This window comes from Vaccinium witches'-broom phytoplasma str. VAC, assembly GCF_000309405.1.
GTDB lineage: Bacteria > Bacillota_I > Bacilli_A > Acholeplasmatales > Acholeplasmataceae > Phytoplasma.
The window spans coordinates 1-1130 of record NZ_AKIN01000264.1 but is presented as its reverse complement, the minus strand read 5'-3'; the positions used below and the strand labels follow the sequence as shown (position 1 = coordinate 1130).

2 protein-coding genes and 1 pseudogene are annotated in these 1130 nt (G+C 26.9%); all 3 read left to right on the top strand.

Going from position 1 to position 1130, the window contains the following annotated elements; genetic code table 11:
- On the top strand, positions 1-498 hold a 498-nt coding region (locus RI68_RS04420; protein WP_017193819.1), incomplete at its 5' end, for a dTMP kinase.
- Complete coding sequence (locus RI68_RS04415) at positions 498-632, top strand: hypothetical protein (protein WP_017193148.1); 135 nt, start codon at positions 498-500, stop codon at positions 630-632. The genes RI68_RS04420 and RI68_RS04415, both read left to right, overlap by 1 nt.
- Before the next feature lie 33 nt (positions 633-665).
- Positions 666-1130, top strand: a pseudogene (locus RI68_RS03390) (hypothetical protein); the annotation flags it as partial.

Below are 1130 nucleotides of genomic sequence, written 5' to 3'. Positions count from 1 at the left end.
AAGGAAATTAGAGATTTATTTTTAAATTTTCAACAAGTAGATTATCTCACTCGTTTTTATTTAAGTCTCGCCAATATGGCTCAAATCCAAGCGGAATTAATTGTTTCTCAATTAAAAAATAACCAATTAATTATCTTAGACCGTTGGTTACCATCTACTTATGCTTACCAATTATTTCCCTTTTCTAAGGAAAAGAAACAACTTTTACCTTTAAAAAAGATCTTTAAGCTGAATCATGAAACTATTTTAAAAAAACCTGATTTATTAATTTATTTAGATATTGACCCTCTCATCGGAAGAACTAGAAAGAAAAAACAAAAAAACCATCAAAGAGATCTGATTGAAAGACAATCATTAACTTATTTTCAAACCGTTCGCCAAGGATACAATCATTATCTCACTCATTATACTAGTGGTATTAATAAATTAATCTTAAACGGAAGTGATCCCATTCCATCCAATATCCAAAAAATTATGAAATATCTAGGAGAAAGATAATGGCTATTGTTATTAAGAAAAAATGTCAAAACGGTAATCTTTATTTTTATTACCATAATGGAAAAATTAAAACCATCAAACCTGATGGAACCATTACTTGGAAAACGAAAAAAATTAAGAAGAAAAGACCTTAAAAAAGGTCTTTTTTTCTTTAGAAAGGAATTTATATGTTAACTAACGAAGATTTTTACCACATTAAACAATTCAATACTAATATTCAATGTGTCAATATTTTAAAAAAACTTTTTCATAAAACATCATTTTTACTTAATTTTAATGAATATATGTTTCATTACCACCATTTGCTAGATCAATATTTAACTGATAACAACTATCATTCACAAAGCCAAAAAGTCATCCGCGGTAAAATCAATGAATATCTTATTTTACTCTATTTTCAAAACAAAGGAATCACACACTTATATCCTCAAGCCTATTTATTTTTCATCCCCGATATTAAATTTGATTTAGTGTTATTTACGAAAACAAAAAGAATCATCGCTTTTAACTTCAAAACATGTCTTCGTGATCGTTATAAACAAGCCATGGTAGAAGCCCAACAATTAAAAAAACTCGATACTCGTTTTGAATTTTATTTATTGACTAATAACATTGTGGAAACTCAAAGATTA

Bases quoted from the DNA above. Each gene is read 5' to 3' on its own strand.
- RI68_RS04415 (WP_017193148.1), top strand. From the start codon at position 498: ATGGCTATTGTTATTAAGAAAAAATGTCAAAACGGTAATCTTTATTTT.